This window comes from Flavobacterium oreochromis, from assembly GCF_019565455.1.
Taxonomy (GTDB): domain Bacteria; phylum Bacteroidota; class Bacteroidia; order Flavobacteriales; family Flavobacteriaceae; genus Flavobacterium; species Flavobacterium oreochromis.
The window spans coordinates 3,225,657-3,243,217 of the sequence record NZ_CP067377.1 but is presented as its reverse complement, the minus strand read 5'-3'; the positions used below and the strand labels follow the sequence as shown (position 1 = coordinate 3,243,217).

Below are 17,561 nucleotides of genomic sequence, written 5' to 3'. Positions count from 1 at the left end.
AACGGTCTTTAATTCGCTTTTTTCTAAAAACATAGTTTTAAGGTGTTGGTTGGTTTATACTTAATGATGCCTTGCCGTATTTTGGATTTATTCGCCTGTAAATATTCGTGGTAAAGGAAAGCGTGTAAGTCATAATTCCGTTTTCTTCACCGGCCACCTCCTCGCTTAGCTCTAACACTTTAAAATAGTCGCCCTGCAAAAATTGTAAGCTCTCGACCATTTTATCAATTAAATCAATCTCGATTAAACCGTGCTCGTCGTCTGCGGTTCCGTTGTGTTGGTCAAGCCAACCGTCTTTACAATAAAGCGTAACGTCAACCGTACAAGTGCCCTCTTGTTTTTGCTCGACCATACTTTCCCAACGGATTGAGGAAATAGCAATTAAAGCCGCCGTCCATACTGTACCATATTCACTCTCTGGGTTAGAAAATTGCTTTCTCTGTAAATCCACTTTTTCAAGCTCCGGGACATTATCACTTAAAGCCTGTTTAACCTTTATAAAAAGTTCTTTTCTTGGTGTCATACTCTGCGTTTTTTGTTTCTTGTGCCTATTACTGGCCTCGAGTTATTTACGGCGTCTTGAGAATAGCCGAAATAGTTTCGGCCTAACCTTACGGCGTTTTCTAATGTGTCGGGAAAGTCATCGTGTGCTTTAGTTCCTTTTTCAAATGATAATATTTGCTCCTCTGCACTTTGCCAGTCTGCCGTATCTTTTAAGCCTTTATTTATACTAAGCAGTTTGTTGAAAAATACGTCCGTTAATGTGGCCTCAATTCTTATGTGCTTATCTGAGTTTGTATGATTTGGCAAAGGAACTGAGGCGTATTTTTCACGCTCTGCCGTAGATAGCCAAGCAGTTGAAAAAACGGCCGCTTGTGATACTGTTGCGTCGTAAAACGACAAAACAGAAACCCCTTTAGAGGTGTATTCCCTCATTTTAGAAAAGTGCCACTCCATTGCCTCCGGTAAATCACATTGACGACAAAAAACGTCTAATAAATAAGCCTTACCACTTTTAAAGCCTACAATCGCACAGGCTTTAAAATCCCCGTTTCTCGTATAAGATAAATCCCAATGCGCTATAAGACCGTCCCACATCATATCGCCCGAATATCGACGTATTTAAGCCACTCAGCTTTAAATAATTTTCCTTTTTCAATTGGGTTATTGTAGTCCTCTCTTTGCGACGTGTAGTAGTCTGTTTTTTTGTTTATTTGGATTACATCTTTTTACTTAATCTTTGGTGCCAACTTGGGTTATTATTTTCGTCAGATAGGTTGACTATGGACTCGTCAAAGTGTTTGGAGTTTTTAAAAGCATCTTTAATTCCGTCGAGAATTCCGCCTTTTACTATGTAGTTATTTGGAACCAATAAACGGCCACGTCTCAAGTGAAAAGCTTTACCTAAATCACCTGTAATTTTTTCAACGTTCTCTCGTGTTAGCTCGATATTTTTAGCCTGTTTTCTGTCCTCGCAGTCATCAACTGAGGCGAAGTCAATACGGTTGGCTCCTGACCTTAAACCCCTAAACGGTTGATTAAGCCCCAAGGCCTTAAATTTCTTATTGTCGGTTGTATCAAACTCGCCATCTGCCCAACTACCGTAACTCATTTGCATACCAAAATCTTTGATATACCTTTCATTAAACTGTAAATGTTGTTGCAAATCTGATAAAAGGATTTTGGCTAAATTTTCATTTTTACCAATTAACACACCAAAGTAAAGCTCGTCGTTTTGCTTTAGATGACACATATTTCCAACGTTAGTATGGATTGATTTTGCGCTACCTCGATACCACTTTCTTAATTGAACAATAAACCGATCATTAAATACTTTTTCGTATGAGCTTTGGTGAAAATCTGCGCAAGGTGCATCGGCCAAAGAAAAAGCAACCCCAACCCCAAAATAATAATCAAAGAATTTAGTGTAATTTTCAGGTCTAAGTAAATACGCAATTCGCTCCTCTTGCTCCTCAATAGTTTCTTTTACTATTGAGTTGTAAGTAAGCTCCTGTATTTGCTTTGACTTCATTTTAAAGTTTTCTAAAGCCGTTTTAAATTCGGTTGCTGTCATTATATTAAGGTTTCAATGTAACTGTCTTGTAATGTTCTAACGGTTTTTAAAATCTCGAGGTTTTTATCCCTTTTTGCCCCTTTTGATTTAGCCACTATGTCGGTAAACCAATCAACAAAGCTGTCGAAAGCCTCCATTGAGTAAACCGCCTTTTTCTTATTGTCGTCCATTTTTTCCCATGCTGCCGCTAACTTTGAAATATCATCCGGTTTATATGGCATTTGTTTACCCGTTTTAATTGCTGCAATATTTGAGCGAATCATTTTTTTGATTTCGTTTGGCGAGATATTTTGGAGGCTTTTCTCCTCATCCCAATTATGAGCTTTTTTCCAAGCCGTTAATGTTTTAACACCTACTCGAATTGTTTCCATTTCGGAAATCGTTTGCAAAGAATATCCGCGAATGTACAGGCCAAGAGCGTCTTGCATTTTTTTATCTCTTTCGGAGTTTTTAAGCCTGCCACTACTTAAATTATTCTCGTTAGTTTCCTCCTCAATCGGCTTTAATTTTTTACTTGTAATCCCCATCGATGTTTAAATTTCCGTTAGCTTCAAATTTGATGTTGTTGATTTTCATACCGTCATACTCAAGGTTCTTTTTGGCCTCAATTAATACGCTCATATAGTCGTCGTCGTCAAGCATTTGAACAATGCTGACACCAAGCTCAGGGAACTCCCTAAATTCTCCTTTGTTGGCAATCAAAATATGCTCTTGATGTTGGTTGTTGGAGTATCCTATTTCTAAGTCCCCATTCTTGAAACTTAAATCGCCATTACTGTCTAAAAGTATATCGTTCATAAAGGCAAAATTCGGCTAACAATAACTACTATAAAATTTCAATTTCAACGCTTGTATAAAAGTTGTACAAACCTTGTATTTAAAAGGCACAAGCATTGGAAACCGATTTTTTTTTACTTCAAAATCGATACAATTTTGCCTCAGAAATCAGAACAAACAGTACTTAAAAAATGACTTACGATTTTATCATAAATACCGAAAATGTAAACGAGTACTACTACCGTGTTTTAACATCCGAATTGATTACACGCAGTATATGCGTAACCCGGTTGTATTGTTTATGCACGAGAGAGAATACGATAAAGACTCAGATAATAAAGGCACGGCCGTAATAGGTAGATGTATAAAACTTTGGACTCGAGGGACTGAATTAATAGCCTCGATTGAGTTTGACATGGCCGATGAATTTGCGGCAAAAATTGCGGGTAAAGTTGATCGCGGTTTTATCAAAATGGCCTCAATGTATGCCGACGTAATAACTGCATCGTCAGACCCGGAGCTTATTATGCCCGGACAAATATTTGAAACTGTAACCGCTTGTAAGTTGGTTGAGATTTCAATTGTAGAAATAGGCGGCAACGATGACGCTTTAAAACTTAATAAAAAGCACTTGGAGCAGGTACAACTTAAAAAACTTAATTCAGAAAAAAAATCAGATATGTCACAATTTAAAACAGTTGCATTAGCATTAGGCCTTTCGGCGGATAGCCCGGAGGACACAATTTTAAAAGAAGTCCAATCTCTAAAGTTAGCAAAACAAGCGGCTGAGGATAAGGCGACAGGCTTCGAAAATCAGTTAAAAGGAATTCAAACGGCAGAGGCTACAGCTTTAACAGATAAAGCGGTGTCTTTAGGTTTAATTCCTGAGAGCTTAAAAGATACTCAAATCAAAGCGTTTGAGGCTAACCATGAGGTACAAAAAGCCATTCTTTCAAAATTAATTGAAGAAAAAGAGGGCGATGACACTCAATCAGAAACGCACAAAGCAGTCAAAGAGGTTGTTCTTTCAGGAAAAGGAAAACAGGCAGTCACAACTACCGAGGAAACTTTCGACTATTTGCAAAAACACAATCCTGTGAAACTTGGCCTAATCCGAAAAGACGATCCGGCAAAGTATGAGCAATTAGCAAAAGACTACGCTAACGGAGTAAGACACAAAGAAGATAAATAATAACTTAAAAATAGACAAATGCCAGGATTACAAAAAGAAGTATGGATTGCAGGTATTCAAGAAAACCCAATCCCGGATAACAGTTTCGTTTTCGCGTCGGTTGATAAATCCGAATATGTAGAAAACAATAAGCTACACCTTGCTGAAGCCGGAATCGAGCCGGACGTTTACGAGGACTATTTTGCAGGCAACGAAAATGACTTGCCATTACAAGCAATTACGGACATACCTAATGAGGTAGTTTTAAAGACGTATTCAACTGCAAGAACTCGCCACAGAAAATTACAAGAGGTTGAGTTAAGCTATAATAAGCGTATGAGTGTTATTGGACGTCACAAAACATCTTTAGCTAGAAACATGGGTGTGAGAGCTGCTTATGCATGGTCTCCTACAGCAAGTAACACGTTTAATAAAATCGCTAATCTAGGAGCTAATGACTCAATTATCGACGCAATTATTGATATGGAGGCATTTTACAATGGCCTTGATATTTATGATGGGTTAAATATTTGTTTGACTGCTGAGCATATGGCTCGAATCAAAAAAGAGAATAAAGTTCTGCATAAAGAAGTTTTGAACACAAATGAGATGTTTGGGTTTAAAGTTTACAGATACAACAAAAACGCTCTTTATACTTCTGCGGGTGTAAAAAAACCTTTTGGAGCTGTTAAAGAGGCAGGTGATAAAGTTTGCTCTTTTACTTGGTGTAAAGACGAGGTTTTCCGTTGTTTTGGTGACACAGATATGTATGAGACTTTAGCATCGGCCGCTTCTCAATCTGATGAGCTTTCATTTGCTCAAAGAGCTCTTGTGGGTAACATTCGTGCAACAAATCCTAAATATCTAGGAGCAATTCTGTAACCTATGAGTAAAGAAAACTTAAATGAGTCCACTTTAACCGAAGTGGACTTAAAATCAAAAGCCTACAAATATTTTGAAGAAAATAAAAAAGTCAAAGAATTACACTTAACTGACGACGGATTTATTTTCCTAAAAAGAAATTTTGCCGCTGATCATGCTCAGACATTGGAGGGAAAACAAGTCCACACCTTTAAAAATCCTTTACAAATTGATTTGGAGGTTGAAGAGGTTATAGAAACTAATAATGTCCTTTCCGCTGATGAAAAAAAGTTATTAGCTACCGAATTGTTAAGTAAAAACTACCCCGAGATGAAAGCCCTTATTAAGGCTTTAAATATTAATGTAGTTGACGGAAAAGCAGAAACTTTAATTACGGCATTACAGGAATATAAAGACAAAATCCAAAAGTAAACATGAGAATTATAAAATATTTAGCCGTGCATTGCACCGCAACGGCACAGAGTGCAACCGTTGAAAACATTAAAAATTATTGGCGTGAACATCTTAGATGGCAAAAGCCCGGCTATCATTTTATAATAATGCCAAACGGGACTGTGGTTCCATTATTGCCAATTGAGGAGGTTTCCAATGGCGTGAAAGGCTTTAATAGCGTATCTATAAATATCTCCTACATAGGAGGCGTTGATGGAAAAGGAAAGCCAAAAGATAATAGAACTGAAGCACAAAAGGTAAGCTTATTAAAATTACTCAAGGACTTAAAAAGAAATTTCCAACCGCGATAATTCAAGGGCATAGAGATTTTCCAGACGTGAAAAAGGCATGTCCAAGTTTTGACGCTAAAACAGAATATAAAAATGTATAAGAAAACGCTCATTTTATTAGTGTTTTGTGTTAGTTGTTTGATGATTTCCTGCCGAACTACACGGCAGGAAATTCAAAAAATAGAAACCGAAACAAAGGCTACATCTGAGAAATCAGTAACCTATAAAGACACTACTTTGTTTGCGCCAAAGGCCGAAACAAGCCTTAAAATTCCGGTTAGTGAATTGGGAATTAAACCCGGTTTAAACACCGTTTCAAAGCCGAATAGCTACACCCAAAAAAACGGCCAAGCAAAAGTTAAAATTCGGATTGTACACGATACAATTTACGCAACTGCCACCTGTGATAGTTTAGCACTTCGAGCTCAAATTAAAACCGAGCTCATTAAAGAAATGCAAAGGGAAAGTAAAAACAACCAAAAGGGAACAACTAAAAAAACCGGGTTCACATTTCTTTATTTGATTTGGGCTTTTATAGCGGGATTTGCGGTTTGTTATCTACTTAAATTTTTCAGAATAGTATGAGTTTACCAAACATAAAATTTAACATCTCAAAGAACGGTTTGGGATTGGCAACTGCCGAAATACAAAAAATACCTGGTCTTATTTTAACCGGTGTTACTGTATCAGGAACTAACAAGGTTACGGCTGGCGTTGCTTACCAAATCTTCTCGCTTGAGGAGGCCGAAAACTTAGGTATTGAGGCGACAGGAACCAACGCTTTTGCGCATAAGCACATAGCGGCGTTTTACGGCGAAGCCCAAAAAGGTGCCGAGCTTTGGTTTATGGTTGTTCCGGGAACTATTACACTTACCGAAATGGCCGATTTAACCAACCCATACGCAAAGAAGCTATTATCTGACGCAAAAGGTAAAATTCGTGTTTTAGGGTTCTTGAAAAAATCGGGAACAACGGAAACAATCACCGACGGTTTAGACGCTGATGTACATACGGCAGTTGTTAAAGCTCAGGTGTTAGCCGATGACTTTGCAAGTAGATACTTTCCAGTTCGTACAGTAATCTCCGGGAATAAGTTTTCGGGAACTGTAGCCGATTTAAAGGATTACTCTACTACGGAGTTTAACCGTGTATCAATTTTATTGGCAAATAACGACGGCTCAAAAGAGGCCTCAATTGGTTTGTTTTTAGGCCGACACGCAATTATTCCAAGCCAAAGAAAAGTATCCCGAGTTAAAGACGGTGCAATTGAACCGCTAGCGGCTTATTTCACTAACGGGGGGCCTGTGGAATCATTAGACACCGCTTGGGACGCAATATCAAATAAGAACTACATCTTTTTGAGAGGCTTTGCGAATCGCTCAGGTTATTGGTTAACTGGAGACCAAACTCTAACACTTCCAACGGATGACTTTAAAATACAATCGCGTGGTTTGGTAATGGACGAGGCTGTTTTAATTGCCTATGATACAATGATTGAGGAGTTGTCGGATGAAATCCCAGTAACTGAGTCAGGAACTGTACACCCGGCAATCATTAAAGGGTGGCAAAATAAAATCGAAAGTAACATTAACCGAAATATGATTCAAGTCGGAAAACTTTCAAGTGCGAAAGCCTTTATCGACGAAAATCAGGCCGTTTTAACTAATAACGAAATAGTTATTCAGTTACAGTTATTGCCGGTTGGGTATAGCGATTTTATTACAATTAATATCGGATTCACAACAAAAATAGAATAAAATGGCAGATACAGTTAGCAGCGCACAATTCGGTTGGAATGACATTTCCATTGCGATAGGTGGTAGAATTATTGAGGGGTGTTCTGAAGTTGAATATACCAAAAAACAAGATAAGTCAGTATTGAGAGGTCGAGGCAGTAAAGGGCATAGGATTTTAAGGGGAGACGTCAATGTCGAGGGTAAAATTACAGTTTGGCAAAGCGAGCTTGAGGCAATGGCTGCCGACGCCCCGGACAAGGACATCCTTAAATTGACTTTCGATATTATTTGGAGTTTTGCGGCTACGCCATCAGACCCAAGCGTCACGGACGTTATTCAAACTTGCGAATTTACAGAGTATAAAAAGGCATGAAACAAGGTGATAAGAACATGACCGTTGAGCTTCCTTTTATTGCTTTAGACGTAAAACCACAACAATAAAAAATTTAGATCATAACTATAAAAAGCCGCTTTAAGCGAGCGGCTTTTTTTAAAACAACTTATAAATGACACCAAAACAAATTAACGAGTTAAAAGAAAAACACGGAGACATTTACGAGCTTCCGGTTGAAGATAAAAAGGCGTATTTAAGAACGCCAAAAATGACCGATTATAAAAGAGCATTTACGGCTTTACAAAATGACGGTGAGATTGCCTTTGGAGAGGTTCTACTAAACTTATTGTTCGTTGGCGGTGACGAGGAAATTAAAACAAATGATGATTATTTCTTCCCGGCACGTAAAGAGTTAAAAGAATTCTTTATTTACGATGACGCACAAATTACAAAAGAAGGTTACAACTCAATTATTACAATTGGTGAGGCTAAATGTAAAATTAGAGTTATTGGCCGTGATGATATTAAAATCGCGGAAAAGAAAAATCCATCAAATAAAGCCTTTGTTACTCAAGAGAAATTATTTGATATGGTTTGTATTGAAAAAGACGACGCTTTTAACGATACAAACGACGCCTCAATTAGAATGCCACTTTATCAAGCCATTGAAAAGCTACAAAATAAAAAAGTTGCAATCCTAAAAAAGCTTTAGAAGAGGCGGTTATCGACAAAAATGACCCCTCGGCCTTTAAACTGGCCGAAAATATCAACTATAGATTATTTGACGCCTATTTAAAGTATTACATGCACATTCCTAAGCCTAATAAATTGAACGACGTGGAATGGGCTGAGGCAATACAAGAATTACATTACATAAGAACGAACGAGGAGAAAAGCTCACAAATATAGCCATAAGAAAATGAATGCTTACGAATTTATGATTAAAATGAAAGACTATGCGAGCTCCGCCGTGCGAAGCTTGGCTAGTTCCGTAGGCATTACCACGAATAAAATTGACGGTATGGACGGCTCTTTGAAAAAAGTTGATAAAACATCAGCGGGCTTGGGCAATACATTGGGCAAACTAAAAAACTTAATTGCCTCAGTTTTTGCAATTGCCGCCGTGTTTTCATTTACAAACAAAGTCATCGAGGCGCGGTCGGAGTATGAAAAGTTTAACGCAGTTCTTACCAATACATTCCAATCCGATAAGGTTGGAGCGGCCGCCTTAAATATGCTCACCGATTTTGCAGCTAAAACGCCGTTCCAGTTGAACGAGTTAACCGGGGCATTTGTCAAATTAGTTAACCGGGGTTTCAACCCAACTAAAAACGAAATGACAAAACTCGGCGATTTGGCAAGCTCTCAGGGCAAAAGTTTTGACCAATTAACTGAAGCAATGCTCGACGCTCAAACAGGTGAATTTGAAAGGCTAAAAGAGTTCGGAATTAAAGCCTCAAAAAGTGGTGATAAAGTAACCTTATCTTTTAAAGGAGTCACCAAAGAGGTTAAAAATAATGAGTCGGCAATACGTGACGCTTTAATGCAGTACGGACAAATGACAGGAGTTGCCGGTTCAATGGAGGCAATCTCTAAAACTTTAGGGGGTAAAATATCAAATTTAGGAGACCAATGGAATAGCTTTTTAGTTGCCGTTGGTGGTGAATCTGGAGGGATTTTCACGGCCGTGATTTCAATACTAAGTGCCGGTCTCGGTTTTTTAACGGAGTATTTACCTTATATATCAGAGTGGTTTAATATCCTTTGGACAATGATTGAGCCGGTTGTAATTGCCTTGGGTGAGCTAATAAAAGCCGTTTTTGGGTTTACCGACGCTGGTACCGCAATGCAATCCTTTGGGGATATTATGACTTGGGTTTTAGTTGGTATCGATTGGTTAACGACCGGCTTAGTTACGGTTATTGGATGGTTAATGCCTTTTTCGGATTATATCTATGCGGCTGTGATAGCTTGGGCGGCTTTGAATTTGGTTTTTGCTATATCGCCATTAGGTTGGATTGTTATGGCCATAATGGCAATAATTATGGTTATTGGAATGGTCGTAAAATATACAAGTGGTTGGGGCGAAAGTTGGAGGCATACCGTTAATGGGGCTAAATTTCTTTGGCAGGCTTATACTGATTATGTAAAGGCAAATTTCAACACTCTTGTCAATGTTTTAATGATCGGAATCGATAAAATTAAACTCGGTTGGTATAAGTTTAAGGAGGCCGTTGGTATGGGCGACAGTTCGGAAAATCAAAAGATGATTGCCGAAATAAACAACGATGTTGAAGCCCGTAAAAAGTCAATTGCTGACGGTTATAAGAAAATGCTTGACTCGGCCAAAAACGCCAAAAATGAGTTTAACCAAGCAGGAATAAAAGTCGATACTGAGGGAATTAAAAAAAGACTTCGCCGGGCTTAAAAACAAGTTTAGAGGTTTGGGCCAAAAAGATACCGGGACAGGAGCTTATGACGATTTTCTCAGTAAACAAAAAGGCGGAGGTCTTGGAAAAGATAAAGCTGACAGTAAAGGGAAAAAAGAAAAGGACTCTATTGTTTCCGGAGGCTCTAAAATCACTCACATAACAATCAACATAGAAAAGCTTCAAGATGATACTAAAATTTATGTTGAAAGTACAGAGAAAGGCTTAAGCAATTTGGGCGAGAAAGTTCAAGAAATGTTATTAAGAGCTGTTAACAGCGTAAACCAAATGCAAACAGGATAATGGCAAATATTGATTTAAGGCAACTAACGTACCGTATATTTTATGATTATATCGGGCCAAGTTTCCCGGAATGGTGGAAAACAAACAAGAAGTTTTTCGAATTGCCTGATTTAAGAGGCATTAATTCGGAGCAGGTTAAAGGCGGCAAGTACTTTATGCAACTAAAGTTGTCTTATAAAGGGCAAGTTTTCGAGCTTCCAAATGAGCCGTTAGTTTCTATCTCTCGAACTAAAACCATTGTTAAAACGGTCACCGTTGGTAAAAAAGAAAAGGAACCGTAAAGGAATTTATTACTAAAGACGACGAGGTCATTAATATAAAAGGGGTTTGTATCAATATTGATGAACCGGAACTTTACCCGGCTGACCAAGTGGCGATATTAAACGATATATACGAGATTGACGATGCCCTCGAGATTGAATCGAATGCCTTTTTTGAGCTCTTTGGAATTAGAAAGCTAGCAATTGAAGACATTAAGTTTGACGAAATGGTTGGGGAATCAGGGCTACAGAGTTACACGATTTCGGCAATTAGCGACCAAGATTTTTACGCTGATTTAAACGAAAAAGACACGGAGAAAAATAATTTATTAGGCTAATGTTTATACTTGATAGTAAGGTAGAAATTGGGGAGTACGTTTTTAACTCTATTCACGAAATCGAAATAACAAAATCGGTTGAGGATATGAGTGACACGGCAGTAATAAAATTGCCAACGCGCTTTAAAGTAAGGCAGAACGACGAGCAAAAATATACCGAAAACGCAATTAAAGTGGGCGACAAAGTTGTTATCACTTTGGCCTATGAGGGAAAATACTCCGGTGTTGAGTTTACCGGTTTTGTAAAAAAGATTAGCCCTAAAACACCTCTTGAAATTCATTGCGAGGACTCCCTTTGGTTGCTTAGACGTAAGAACATAACAAAGAGTTGGGAAAGTACCACAATGAAAGAAATTTTAAAGGAGGTTGTAAAAGATACTCCGGTACAATTGGCCGATAATATACCGCACGTTAAGTTAGATAAATGGATTATCAAAAACGCAAACGGTGCTCAGGTTCTTGAGAGTTTGAAAAAAGATTTACTAATGTCTGTTTTCATTGATGACGCGGGCAAATTGTATTGCGGTCTAGAACAACTCACAAATGTTAGCCAAACTGTGGTTTATGATCTAAACTACAATTTAGTTGAAAATAACCTCGAGTTTAAAACCAAAGAGGACAGGAAAATAAAAATTAAGTACACGTACATAGACAAAGAAAACAAGCGGCAAAGTATTGAAGTTGGTGACCCTGACGGGGAGCAAAGAACTTACCATACCTCTGTTATTTCTGACACTAAAAAATTGGAGGAAATGGCAAAAGCCGAAATTGAAAAATTGAAATATGACGGTTTCGAGGGCGATGTTACAGGCTTTTTAATTCCATTCGCCACCAGGGGAATGAAAGCAAAAATTTTGGACAGCGAACACCCAAACAGAGAGGGAAACTATTTTATTAAAAAAGTAGTCACCACGTTTGGAACCGGAGGAGCTCGTCGAAAGGTAACGATAGGTAATAGACTGTAATGGAAAAAGAGCTACAAGACGCATTTAGAAAACTTAAACAAAGGGACGTCGATACGTTCCCGGTTGAAGTTATCTCAATTGATAAATCGTCCGGAACCTGTAAGGTTAAAGACGATGCTCTCGAATACACAAACGTAAGACTATCATCTGTTATAAAGGCAAACGGGAAAGCGTTTTTCTTGTTTCCTAAAGTCGGGAGCTCTGTTTTAGTAAGCCCAATTAATGAGGATTTAAAGCAGCTTTATATTGAGGCATACTCTGAGGTTGAAAGTTTAGATTTTAACATTGAACAATCGCAGTTATTTATTGATAAAGATAAATTTTTGTTTAAACGCGATAAGGTAGAGTTTGAGATTGACCAAGAGGGTTTTCTTCTTAAAAAGGAAAACGAAACCCTTAAAAAAATAATGGCCGATTTAGTAAAAGCGTGTAAGAAATTAAAATTTACGACAAATACCGGCTCTACAATTCAACTTGTAAATATTGCCGATTTCGTTGATGTTGAAAACCGAATTAATCAATTTTTAAAATGATTTTAAAATGCCTTTAAACGAGCAAAGATTAACAAATAAGATTGTCGCCATATTGGACGAGTGCCAACAGGAAAATGATAATCCAAATGCCTCAAAACAAAACTTTGCCTCAAAATTGGCAAAGGCAATTATTGAAGAAATTAAAGAAGCAAAAATAAATTATACGACCGGTTTAGTCGCCCCGTCAGGTGGTGGTCCGGTTACTGGAACAATAACGCATACAATTACTTAACTATGAGTTTAACTTTTTTTACGGCACTTTTAACGTCGACAGGCGGTGCAGGGATTATTACATTTTTATTTACTCGAAGTAAGTATAAAGTTGATGTAGAAAACACAGCTATTGAAAATGATATAAAACTATCAAACCATTACCGGGGTATGCTTGACGATTTGGAGCGACGATATGAAAAAAAGTATATCGAGTTTGAACAAATTATGCAAAGAAAGGTTCAGATTTTAGAGGAGGAAAACCAGTTAAAAGACCGTAAAATTAGGCTTCTTGAAAGAGAGATAACGGAGTTAAAAAAGAAAATAAACAGCTCAAAAATGCAAAAAACAATCCTACATAACCAAAGCCTTTTAGATTTCACTTTGCACCATTGCGGAACCTTACGCGGTATTTTGGCAATAGCTGTAGAAAATAATATCAGTATTACTGAAATGTTGTCGCCCGGTGATCAGTTAAATGTACCAAATGAAATCGCAAAAGAGAATGATATAGTAGAGTTTTACCAAAACAAAAAATTAATACCGGCCGCCGGTTTTGATACAATGGAAAAACAGACCTTACAAGATTTGTTTGCCTATGAGTTCCCAATAATGTTATAAGTATGTCAAGAAATATAAACGAAATTCAAAAAACTATTTTAGACGCAAAAGCGCAAGCCGGGAGCTTTCCACTTTGGAAATTTTAACGGATGATGAAAAAGCGTTTAACAATATAAACAGTACTAGCAAAGCGGCAGTTTGGCGCTTATGGGTTTGGATTTACTCTTTTGCCCAATTCGTACAAGAGCAATACTGGGATACTTTTAAAAAGAAGTTGAAAAACGAATCGCGGAATCGCGCATACATACACCAAAGTGGTACCGCGAAAAAGCTCTTGCCTTTATGTACGGTATTCCATTGGTCTTTGAGAAAGATTATTATGATTTATCAGGGCTTACGGACGCTCAAATTACAGCGGCTAAAATTGTAAGTAATGCGGCAACGGTTCGAGTTGTACAAAACGGTTATGGGACTTTAAGGTTAAAAGTTGTTAGAACTGTAAACGGAGAGTACGTTCCTCTAATACCTGAGCAAGTGACCGCGTTAAGCGATTATTTTAACAAAAATGTTGCAGACGCCGGAACCGTGGTAAATGTAACAACCGGCAACGCCGATATGCTAAAATTGAAATTGGATATTTATTACAATCCTTTGGTTTTGGCGGCCGATGGTTCAAGGCTTGACGGAACTGAACAAAGCCCAGTAATAAGCCAAATTAACAAGTACTTAAAGTCTATTGATTTTGAAAACGGAAAGCTTGTTTTGACCTATTTAGTTGACAAGTTGCAACAAGTACCAGGAGTAATATTGCCGGGTCATAAAAGAGGCCTTTTCAAAATATGGTGATTATGATTACACAACGCCTGACATACAAAACGTAGGGGCAATAAATGAGATAAGAATTGCCGACGCGGGGTATATGAAACTTGACGAGCCAAATTTGTTAATTAACTATATACCGTATTCAGAATAATGGAAAACGCATACAGTATAAACTGGCGAACTTTTATAATAATTAATCTTCCGGTCTTTTGCCGAAAGTTTAAATATATAAAATTGTTCGAGGTATTTTTTAAGCCGATTATTTGGTTACACCTCGAGTTTTTGGATTTTAGAAAAGAGTCGCTTTATAAGTTAGACCATAACAGCCAAATATGCAATTTACAAGCTGTATTGAATGATATTTTTGATAATACAGAAAGACGAATTATTATAAGAAATGCCGTTTTGAGAGAGCCATTATGGTTCTATGAACCCGAAGAAAATAAACCAGTATTGTTTTATGAAGAAAGCGATAACAAGCCCGTTTATTTTCGTGAGGAAAGTGAGTTTATTGGAGATGGAGCAGACTTTTTGGTGTTAGTGCCAATTAATTTGAAACCAACCAACACACAAGAAGAAAATGCCTTTTTAATTAAAATGAGAGCGCAACTAGATTATTACAAACTATTCGTTAAAAATTATAAGATATTATGGGTTTAGGTAACAAATTAATCGTATCGGCAACTGGCTTTCCTGGCACAAATAAAACCTTGCGTTTTATACAGGATGCGTTCCGTGAACCACTTGGAGCTTTGGCGCAATTAGCAGGAGACAAAACCATTATTACTGGAGTTGTAAATACTGCAGGTGTAGTATCAAATGGTTTCATTACTTACAATGGCGAAATTATACCATTTCAAGGTGGTAACTATGCTTCTACTGTTACTATTGTTGAAGCGTTTGAAAATGTAAATTACAATACAGATGCAAACGATGATACGGTATTAGATAGTTTGCCAGCGTACCGAACTATTTACGCAATGTGCGGAACTGGTGGGATTGATATTTTCAATTTTTCGGAGTTGGCACCACTTAAAACAATCAAAGAACTTTCTGCATTTTCATTACCTGCAGGAATTGTTATTGATCCTAATTATGTTCATACAGATAATAATTTCACTTTATCATTGTTGAATAAGTTGAATTTTTACAGCAACCCGATTGGAACGATTCAAACTCTTTAAGTGGAGGGTATATAAAAAATAAACCAGCCAACTTGCTTAATTATTTGTATAAAGGTGTAGCGATATTAGGAGATTTTCCAAACGACTTAACGGCAACTGTTTATATTAATTTTCCTAATATAGGAACTAGTAATTATATGGTTTTGGGCACAATTCACTCTTTTAGACCTTACGGTAATGCGGCAGAGGACTTAATTGTTTGGTTTACCGCGGCCCACGAGCCTACTAGGTTCAGACTAGGCGGTTATGAGCCGTTTGGAGGTGGTCAAAACATACGATTTGAATATTTAATTATATCACTATAACTATGATATACTATAAAGCTCAAGCACTAGAAAAAAAACCATTTATACAGTGGGAAAGTGTAGCTCTAAGTTTGAAAGAATTGCAAGCTTCAGGACTAGAAGGCAACCCTTTGGTAATGGCTGAGGACGCCATTCCTGATTTTATGTTTGGAGTTTGCCCTTTGAAAATTGTTGACGGTCAACTTGTAGAAAGGGATGACATAGAGATGGATGTGTTTGAAAATGAATTCAACACACCAAAATTATCAACTATTCAAAAAGAAGTGGGCAATTTAATATTGGAAATCGAAGCATTAAATAATTTAGGGGAAAACGTAACACTATTAGAAATAAAATTAAATGATTTGAGAATAAAGTATCAATTCATAAAATATAAGGAAGCATTAGTTCCATTAAATTTTTAACACATGAAAGAAATAGAAATAGAACAAATTGAAATTAAAGAAGACAGCGTATCAAAGTTAAACGCTGTAGCAGGATTGCCAAAAAAAAACGTGTTGTTTGCTAATGAGTTTAATGCCGTTGTAAAAGCCGTTAAATATGCTAAAATTATTAAACCGGGTGAATTCACAATATACAAAGTTCTGCCTAACCATGACAATACAACTTTAGAGGTTGGCGACTTTGTTCAAGGATTTGTTGAAGGGCAATTTATTCAGGGTAATTATTTAGGAGGATCCCCTCAATTATTGGAAAGTTATGGTATTGAAACCTCCATAAATTTAAAATAAGTATGAAAAGAGTATTTATATTATGCTTTTTTGCTATCGGGATGATAGCAAAAGCACAGACTAATCAGATTATTACAAAGAACTTGCAATTAAACAATGTACCCGCTGGAGATGTTGTTGATAAGGTTTTAGTACGCGGTTCGGACAAAGTAGTTAAAGAAGTGTCACGTAGCAGTATTGCTGGTTCTCCAACTATACAGCAAGTATTAACATCTGGCAATTCCTCCACATTACCTATTAATTTAACGAATGCTTCTTTTTCGGCTTTATCCGCATCTAATCAGACAAGTATACAGGGTGATTATATCATGCAGTTTGATTTCAAGAATCCGTCGACTTATACGATGATGTTGTTATGGAAAAACAGGCTAGAATTTACAAGGCCTGATTATACTTATGTATCTTATGAAGATAATAAAATTCGATTTTGGAAATCTCCCAGCATATACAGGCATATTGATGTTGCGAGTAATGTCACAGGTGCTTTAGAAGTGAATTTTCCAGATGCTTCTGGCACTATATCTCTAATAGGAACTAAGGCACCTGCATCTTCTAACTCGGAAGGGAAATTAGGAGAAATTAGAGTAACGCCAACCTATATATATGTTTGTACAGCCACAAACACGTGGGTAAGAAGTGCATTAGCAACTTGGTAAAATTATTATAATATGATACAGTTTTTAAACGCCAATTTAAACTATTTGTTATTGGCAATCATTATCGTTGGAGGTTTATTTATCACAAAATACACTAAACCGGTCAAAATTAAGGACACCTACAAAGTGTTAATTGCCTCGTTGGTATTCTCATCAATTTTTTACATCATTGATGGTTGCGGTCAAAAGTGCCTAAACAGTTATTTGTTTACGTATTTGTTTGCGACATCATTGTATGAGCTTATTGTGAAATACTTTTTAGAAAAATTGAAGCAATTGGAATAAACATTCCCAGGGGGCGGGAATAAAAAAAAGTCCTCCAACAAATTAAAAACTTTCTCAGGGTAATTTAATTTATAGCAACAAAGCCACGCGTTGGAGGACAATATGTCTTCTTAATGCGTGGCTTTACTATTTTTAAATTAACCTGAGAGGTGCAAATATAATCATCAATTTTAATAAATCAATCATTAATCAAAAACGAATGGCGAAATTTAATTATAAAGAACAGCATGCCGTTATAGTGAAATGTAGTAGCGAAACGGAGCAAAAGCAAGTATTTGAGAAA

At 37.1% G+C, this 17,561-nt stretch carries 28 protein-coding genes; 23 read left to right on the top strand and 5 right to left on the bottom strand.

The window, feature by feature from the left end:
- Window positions 1-37: 37 nt before the first annotated feature.
- From JJC03_RS15550 to JJC03_RS15535, 5 genes are all read right to left on the bottom strand, one after another.
- Entirely contained in the window at window positions 38-523 is a 486-nt protein-coding gene (locus JJC03_RS15550) for a hypothetical protein (RefSeq protein WP_235873630.1), read from the bottom strand.
- Window positions 520-1,101, bottom strand: a complete 582-nt coding sequence (locus JJC03_RS18360) for a hypothetical protein (protein WP_258931984.1) — start codon at window positions 1,099-1,101, stop codon at window positions 520-522. The genes JJC03_RS15550 and JJC03_RS18360 overlap by 4 nt, the downstream gene beginning before the upstream one ends.
- Window positions 1,102-1,219: 118 nt before the next feature.
- Window positions 1,220-2,074: a hypothetical protein gene (locus JJC03_RS18355; RefSeq protein WP_258931982.1), complete on the bottom strand. Its 855-nt coding sequence runs from the start codon at window positions 2,072-2,074 to the stop codon at window positions 1,220-1,222.
- A complete protein-coding gene (locus JJC03_RS15540; protein WP_235873629.1) occupies window positions 2,074-2,601 on the bottom strand; it encodes a terminase gpP N-terminus-related DNA-binding protein in 528 nt (175 codons plus the stop codon). Before JJC03_RS15540 ends, JJC03_RS18355 begins: the two co-directional genes overlap by 1 nt.
- Window positions 2,585-2,872: an oxidase gene (locus JJC03_RS15535; RefSeq protein ID WP_235873628.1), complete on the bottom strand. Its 288-nt coding sequence runs from the start codon at window positions 2,870-2,872 to the stop codon at window positions 2,585-2,587. The genes JJC03_RS15540 and JJC03_RS15535 overlap by 17 nt, the downstream gene beginning before the upstream one ends.
- A gap of 280 nt (window positions 2,873-3,152) precedes the next feature.
- On the opposite strand from JJC03_RS15535, the gene JJC03_RS15530 reads away from it, so the two are divergent.
- The 23 genes from JJC03_RS15530 to JJC03_RS15425 all read left to right on the top strand — a co-directional run bounded on the left by JJC03_RS15530 (window position 3,153) and on the right by JJC03_RS15425 (window position 16,993).
- Entirely contained in the window at window positions 3,153-4,043 is an 891-nt protein-coding gene (locus JJC03_RS15530; protein WP_258931980.1) for a hypothetical protein, read from the top strand.
- 18 nt (window positions 4,044-4,061) lie between these two features.
- Window positions 4,062-4,904, top strand: a complete 843-nt coding sequence (locus JJC03_RS15525; protein WP_235873627.1) for a hypothetical protein — start codon at window positions 4,062-4,064, stop codon at window positions 4,902-4,904.
- Window positions 4,905-4,907: 3 nt separating this feature from the next.
- Window positions 4,908-5,315, top strand: a complete 408-nt coding sequence (locus JJC03_RS15520; RefSeq protein WP_235873626.1) for a hypothetical protein — start codon at window positions 4,908-4,910, stop codon at window positions 5,313-5,315.
- A gap of 26 nt (window positions 5,316-5,341) precedes the next feature.
- Window positions 5,342-5,647 carry an N-acetylmuramoyl-L-alanine amidase gene (locus JJC03_RS15515; RefSeq protein WP_258931978.1) on the top strand — a complete coding sequence of 102 codons (306 nt, stop codon included), beginning with the start codon at window positions 5,342-5,344 and terminating at the stop codon, window positions 5,645-5,647.
- Window positions 5,648-5,719: 72 nt separating this feature from the next.
- On the top strand, window positions 5,720-6,211 hold the full coding sequence (locus JJC03_RS15510) for a hypothetical protein (protein WP_235873625.1): 492 nt from the start codon (window positions 5,720-5,722) through the stop codon (window positions 6,209-6,211).
- Window positions 6,208-7,383: a DUF2586 family protein gene (locus tag JJC03_RS15505; RefSeq protein WP_235873624.1), complete on the top strand. Its 1,176-nt coding sequence runs from the start codon at window positions 6,208-6,210 to the stop codon at window positions 7,381-7,383. Before JJC03_RS15510 ends, JJC03_RS15505 begins: the two co-directional genes overlap by 4 nt.
- Before the next feature lies 1 nt (window position 7,384).
- Window positions 7,385-7,735, top strand: coding sequence for a hypothetical protein (locus JJC03_RS15500; protein WP_258931977.1), 351 nt, complete (start codon window positions 7,385-7,387; stop codon window positions 7,733-7,735).
- A gap of 133 nt (window positions 7,736-7,868) precedes the next feature.
- Window positions 7,869-8,408, top strand: coding sequence for a hypothetical protein (locus JJC03_RS15495; protein ID WP_235873623.1), 540 nt, complete (start codon window positions 7,869-7,871; stop codon window positions 8,406-8,408).
- Window positions 8,409-8,615: 207 nt separating this feature from the next.
- Window positions 8,616-10,124, top strand: coding sequence for a tape measure protein (locus JJC03_RS15490; RefSeq protein WP_235873622.1), 1,509 nt, complete (start codon window positions 8,616-8,618; stop codon window positions 10,122-10,124).
- A gap of 16 nt (window positions 10,125-10,140) precedes the next feature.
- On the top strand, window positions 10,141-10,428 hold the full coding sequence (locus JJC03_RS15485; RefSeq protein WP_235873621.1) for a hypothetical protein: 288 nt from the start codon (window positions 10,141-10,143) through the stop codon (window positions 10,426-10,428).
- Window positions 10,428-10,709: a hypothetical protein gene (locus JJC03_RS18350; protein ID WP_258931976.1), complete on the top strand. Its 282-nt coding sequence runs from the start codon at window positions 10,428-10,430 to the stop codon at window positions 10,707-10,709. Before JJC03_RS15485 ends, JJC03_RS18350 begins: the two co-directional genes overlap by 1 nt.
- Before the next feature lie 8 nt (window positions 10,710-10,717).
- Entirely contained in the window at window positions 10,718-11,026 is a 309-nt protein-coding gene (locus tag JJC03_RS18345) for a DUF6046 domain-containing protein (protein WP_309597810.1), read from the top strand.
- Entirely contained in the window at window positions 11,026-11,991 is a 966-nt protein-coding gene (locus JJC03_RS15475) for a DUF3568 domain-containing protein (protein WP_235873620.1), read from the top strand. Before JJC03_RS18345 ends, JJC03_RS15475 begins: the two co-directional genes overlap by 1 nt.
- Entirely contained in the window at window positions 11,991-12,524 is a 534-nt protein-coding gene (locus tag JJC03_RS15470) for a hypothetical protein (protein WP_235873619.1), read from the top strand. The genes JJC03_RS15475 and JJC03_RS15470 overlap by 1 nt, the downstream gene beginning before the upstream one ends.
- 7 nt (window positions 12,525-12,531) lie before the next feature.
- Window positions 12,532-12,756 (top strand): hypothetical protein, encoded by a 225-nt coding sequence (locus JJC03_RS15465; RefSeq protein WP_235873618.1) that lies wholly within the window; start codon window positions 12,532-12,534, stop codon window positions 12,754-12,756.
- A 2-nt stretch (window positions 12,757-12,758) separates the two neighbouring features.
- Window positions 12,759-13,355 carry a hypothetical protein gene (locus tag JJC03_RS15460; RefSeq protein WP_235873617.1) on the top strand — a complete coding sequence of 199 codons (597 nt, stop codon included), beginning with the start codon at window positions 12,759-12,761 and terminating at the stop codon, window positions 13,353-13,355.
- Window positions 13,356-13,637: 282 nt separating this feature from the next.
- Window positions 13,638-14,141, top strand: coding sequence for a hypothetical protein (locus JJC03_RS15455; protein WP_235873616.1), 504 nt, complete (start codon window positions 13,638-13,640; stop codon window positions 14,139-14,141).
- Between the two features lie 210 nt (window positions 14,142-14,351).
- Complete coding sequence (locus JJC03_RS15450) at window positions 14,352-14,777, top strand: hypothetical protein (RefSeq protein ID WP_235873615.1); 426 nt, start codon at window positions 14,352-14,354, stop codon at window positions 14,775-14,777.
- 50 nt (window positions 14,778-14,827) lie between these two features.
- A complete protein-coding gene (locus tag JJC03_RS15445; RefSeq protein ID WP_235873614.1) occupies window positions 14,828-15,301 on the top strand; it encodes a hypothetical protein in 474 nt (157 codons plus the stop codon).
- 32 nt (window positions 15,302-15,333) lie between these two features.
- On the top strand, window positions 15,334-15,606 hold the full coding sequence (locus tag JJC03_RS15440) for a hypothetical protein (protein WP_235873613.1): 273 nt from the start codon (window positions 15,334-15,336) through the stop codon (window positions 15,604-15,606).
- Window positions 15,607-15,608: 2 nt separating this feature from the next.
- On the top strand, window positions 15,609-16,010 hold the full coding sequence (locus JJC03_RS15435) for a hypothetical protein (RefSeq protein ID WP_235873612.1): 402 nt from the start codon (window positions 15,609-15,611) through the stop codon (window positions 16,008-16,010).
- A gap of 3 nt (window positions 16,011-16,013) precedes the next feature.
- Window positions 16,014-16,337: a hypothetical protein gene (locus JJC03_RS15430; RefSeq protein WP_235873611.1), complete on the top strand. Its 324-nt coding sequence runs from the start codon at window positions 16,014-16,016 to the stop codon at window positions 16,335-16,337.
- Window positions 16,338-16,339: 2 nt separating this feature from the next.
- Window positions 16,340-16,993, top strand: coding sequence for a hypothetical protein (locus JJC03_RS15425; protein WP_235873610.1), 654 nt, complete (start codon window positions 16,340-16,342; stop codon window positions 16,991-16,993).
- The last annotated feature ends 568 nt before the right edge of the window (window positions 16,994-17,561 follow it).

What these genes read in the sequence shown, in the direction of transcription:
- JJC03_RS15550 (WP_235873630.1), bottom strand. Translation starts at nt 523, where the DNA reads ATGACACCAAGAAAAGAACTTTTTATAAAGGTTAAACAGGCTTTAAGT.
- JJC03_RS18360 (WP_258931984.1), bottom strand. Translation starts at nt 1,101, where the DNA reads ATGATGTGGGACGGTCTTATAGCGCATTGGGATTTATCTTATACGAGA.
- JJC03_RS18355 (WP_258931982.1), bottom strand. Translation starts at nt 2,074, where the DNA reads ATGACAGCAACCGAATTTAAAACGGCTTTAGAAAACTTTAAAATGAAG.
- JJC03_RS15540 (WP_235873629.1), bottom strand. Translation starts at nt 2,601, where the DNA reads ATGGGGATTACAAGTAAAAAATTAAAGCCGATTGAGGAGGAAACTAAC.
- JJC03_RS15535 (WP_235873628.1), bottom strand. Translation starts at nt 2,872, where the DNA reads ATGAACGATATACTTTTAGACAGTAATGGCGATTTAAGTTTCAAGAAT.
- JJC03_RS15530 (WP_258931980.1), top strand. Translation starts at nt 3,153, where the DNA reads ATGCACGAGAGAGAATACGATAAAGACTCAGATAATAAAGGCACGGCC.
- JJC03_RS15525 (WP_235873627.1), top strand. Translation starts at nt 4,062, where the DNA reads ATGCCAGGATTACAAAAAGAAGTATGGATTGCAGGTATTCAAGAAAAC.
- JJC03_RS15520 (WP_235873626.1), top strand. Translation starts at nt 4,908, where the DNA reads ATGAGTAAAGAAAACTTAAATGAGTCCACTTTAACCGAAGTGGACTTA.
- JJC03_RS15510 (WP_235873625.1), top strand. Translation starts at nt 5,720, where the DNA reads ATGTATAAGAAAACGCTCATTTTATTAGTGTTTTGTGTTAGTTGTTTG.
- JJC03_RS15505 (WP_235873624.1), top strand. Translation starts at nt 6,208, where the DNA reads ATGAGTTTACCAAACATAAAATTTAACATCTCAAAGAACGGTTTGGGA.
- JJC03_RS15500 (WP_258931977.1), top strand. Translation starts at nt 7,385, where the DNA reads ATGGCAGATACAGTTAGCAGCGCACAATTCGGTTGGAATGACATTTCC.
- JJC03_RS15495 (WP_235873623.1), top strand. Translation starts at nt 7,869, where the DNA reads ATGACACCAAAACAAATTAACGAGTTAAAAGAAAAACACGGAGACATT.
- JJC03_RS15490 (WP_235873622.1), top strand. Translation starts at nt 8,616, where the DNA reads ATGAATGCTTACGAATTTATGATTAAAATGAAAGACTATGCGAGCTCC.
- JJC03_RS18350 (WP_258931976.1), top strand. Translation starts at nt 10,428, where the DNA reads ATGGCAAATATTGATTTAAGGCAACTAACGTACCGTATATTTTATGAT.
- JJC03_RS15475 (WP_235873620.1), top strand. Translation starts at nt 11,026, where the DNA reads ATGTTTATACTTGATAGTAAGGTAGAAATTGGGGAGTACGTTTTTAAC.
- JJC03_RS15470 (WP_235873619.1), top strand. Translation starts at nt 11,991, where the DNA reads ATGGAAAAAGAGCTACAAGACGCATTTAGAAAACTTAAACAAAGGGAC.
- JJC03_RS15465 (WP_235873618.1), top strand. Translation starts at nt 12,532, where the DNA reads ATGCCTTTAAACGAGCAAAGATTAACAAATAAGATTGTCGCCATATTG.
- JJC03_RS15460 (WP_235873617.1), top strand. Translation starts at nt 12,759, where the DNA reads ATGAGTTTAACTTTTTTTACGGCACTTTTAACGTCGACAGGCGGTGCA.
- JJC03_RS15455 (WP_235873616.1), top strand. Translation starts at nt 13,638, where the DNA reads ATGTACGGTATTCCATTGGTCTTTGAGAAAGATTATTATGATTTATCA.
- JJC03_RS15435 (WP_235873612.1), top strand. Translation starts at nt 15,609, where the DNA reads ATGATATACTATAAAGCTCAAGCACTAGAAAAAAAACCATTTATACAG.
- JJC03_RS15430 (WP_235873611.1), top strand. Translation starts at nt 16,014, where the DNA reads ATGAAAGAAATAGAAATAGAACAAATTGAAATTAAAGAAGACAGCGTA.
- JJC03_RS15425 (WP_235873610.1), top strand. Translation starts at nt 16,340, where the DNA reads ATGAAAAGAGTATTTATATTATGCTTTTTTGCTATCGGGATGATAGCA.